This is a genomic window from uncultured Megasphaera sp., from assembly GCF_958350005.1.
GTDB lineage: Bacteria > Bacillota > Negativicutes > Veillonellales > Megasphaeraceae > Megasphaera.
On sequence record NZ_CATWFF010000238.1, the window covers coordinates 1 to 2,607 of the forward strand.

General features: G+C 48.9%; 2 protein-coding genes. Both read left to right on the top strand.

Features of this window, described 5'->3' with window-relative positions:
- Window positions 1-77 precede the first annotated feature (77 nt).
- On the top strand, window positions 78-2,030 hold the full coding sequence (gene htpG / locus Q3886_RS09945; protein ID WP_301861318.1) for a molecular chaperone HtpG: 1,953 nt from the start codon (window positions 78-80) through the stop codon (window positions 2,028-2,030).
- A gap of 336 nt (window positions 2,031-2,366) precedes the next feature.
- Window positions 2,367-2,607: S-layer homology domain-containing protein (locus tag Q3886_RS09950; protein WP_301861319.1), on the top strand; the 241-nt coding region annotated here is incomplete at its 3' end.

Here is a 2,607-nt window from a genome sequence, read left to right on the forward strand (position 1 = left end):
TTTTATTGTATGATATAGATAGACGTTGGCACTCCCCTGTGTGGAGTGCTAATACCCAGTAAAGGAGACGTAGTACCATGTCGAAAGAAACCTTTCAATTTCAAGCAGAAACAAAACAATTACTGGACCTGATGGTCAACTCTATTTATACGAATCATGAAATTTTTTTACGGGAACTGATTTCCAATGCTTCCGATGCCATTGATAAGCTTCACTATGAATCGCTTACAGATAACAGTCTTCTCGAAGGCGATACGGCCTTTGAAATTCATCTGACGCCGGACGCAGCAGCCCATACGCTGACGATTTCCGATAACGGCATCGGCATGAACCGGGACGAACTGATGCAGAACCTGGGCACCATTGCCAAATCGGGGACGAAGGCTTTCCTGGAAAAGCTGAAAGAAGCGCAGGACAGCGAAGGCAGTACCGATAAAGACCTGATCGGTCAGTTTGGCGTCGGCTTTTATTCGGCCTTTATGGTTGCCGATTCCGTAACTGTCGTTACCCGCAAAGCCGGTGAAAAACAGGCGTATAAGTGGGAATCCACCGGTGATGGCCAGTACACCCTGGAAGCCTGCGAAAAACCGAAACACGGCACGACGATTATCCTCCATTTAGGCAAGGATTTCTGCGGCGGTGAATCGGAAGAAAACTACACCGACCAGTACGTCCTGGAAGGACTGGTCAAGAAGTACTCTGACTACATCCGCTATCCTATTACCATGGATTTTACGACGAAAGAAAAACCAAAGGATGCAGACGGCAAAGTCAAAGAAGATGCACCGGAAGAAGAACATACGGAAACGCGGACTCTTAACTCCATGCAGCCTTTGTGGACACGGAATAAATCGGATATTAAGCCGGAAGAATATAAGGAATTTTTCCAGCACCAGTTCTATGAATGGGAAGAACCGATGGATATTTTCCATAGCCGCGTCGAAGGCAGCGTAGACTATACAGCCCTCCTGTTTATCCCGGGCAGTGCTCCCTTCAACCTGTACTATTCCGATTATGAACCGGGCATTCAGCTCTATTCGCGCCATGTCTTCATTATGGACAAATGCAAAGATCTCCTGCCCGATTACCTGCGCTTCGTCAAAGGTCTTGTCGATTCGCCGGACCTGTCCCTGAATATTTCCCGTGAACTTCTGCAGAAGAGCCGGGAACTGAAGCTCATTGGCCGGAATCTGGAAAAGAGCATCCTCAAGACGCTGGCCCGCAAGCTCGATAAAGAACGGGACAAATACGAAAAATTCTGGGCTGAATACGGCAAGTCCCTGAAAATCGGCGTATACAGCGGCATGATGACTGGCGAAAACAACGCAGACAAGCTGAAAGATCTGCTCCTGTTCGTGTCCTCTAAAGACGGCAAGCTCAGTACGCTGAAAGAATATGTCAGCCGCATGAAGGACGGGCAGACGAAGATCTACTATGCTACAGGGAAGGATAAAGCCGCCATTGACGCGTTGCCGCAGATGGAAATGCTTCGCGACCGGGGCCTGGAAGTCCTGTACATGACCGATCCGGTCGATGAATTTACCGTCGAAGCCCTGGGGCAGTACGACGGCAAGAAATTCCACTCCGTCAGCCGTGGCGACCTCGATTTGGACGATGAAGCCTTCAAGGAAGAAAAGAAGAAAAACGAAGACCTGGCTAAAGACAATGAAGGTCTCCTGAAAGATATGAAAGATCTGCTGGCCGGCAAAGTTGTCGACGTTCGCCTGTCGAACCGTCTGAAAACCGGTGCGGTCTGCCTGGTTGCCGATGCAGCCGGTCCGTCTCTGGCGATGGAACAGGCCTTTGCTGCTGCGGACAACCCTATGATGAAAGCACGTCGTATTCTGGAAATCAACCCGCAGCATGAACTGTTCGGCAAACTGAAAGCCCTCCACGATGCCGGGAAAGATGCACCGGAATTTAAGGAATACTGCGGCCTCCTGTACGATCAGGCTCTGCTGTTGGAAGGCATTATGCCTGACGATGCGGCCGCTTTCGTTCACAATATTGCCAAGATGATGGCTAAATAAGAAAAAAGTTTTCGCCTTTTTGAAAACAGCGCTCACACAGGCAAAATGCCTGCATGAGCGCTGTTTTGTCTGTTAAGGACGGGCTAAGAACAGGGGCGGCCATATAAAGATACTGATAAGATAAGTCATTTATTGTTGACAGAAAGGAGTCATTCCTGTATACTATCTTCAGTGCCAATATTCACAATGTTGGCGTGTTCTCTCCCAATCTGTATAAGATGGGCAGTATCGTGGTCAGTAAAAGAGAGGAAACCAGGAACACTCGCCAATGAACGCCATGAGAATGACCATCAAGCGCAGTACGGGAAATGATAAGTTTGAAAGGGGTAATTTCTCATGAAATCCAAAGTATTAGCAGCATTAGTTGCAACGATGGTTGTAGGCGCAACTTGCGCATTTGCAGCTAACCCGTTCGTTGACGTACCGACTGACAGCTGGGCTTACAAATCGGTTGTAGAACTGGCTGACTCCGGCATCATCCAGGGCGTTGACGGCACGCACTTCGAAGGCGGCCGCAACATTACCCGTTATGAAGCAGCTGAAATCGTAGCTAAAGCCATGGCTCACATGGACAAAG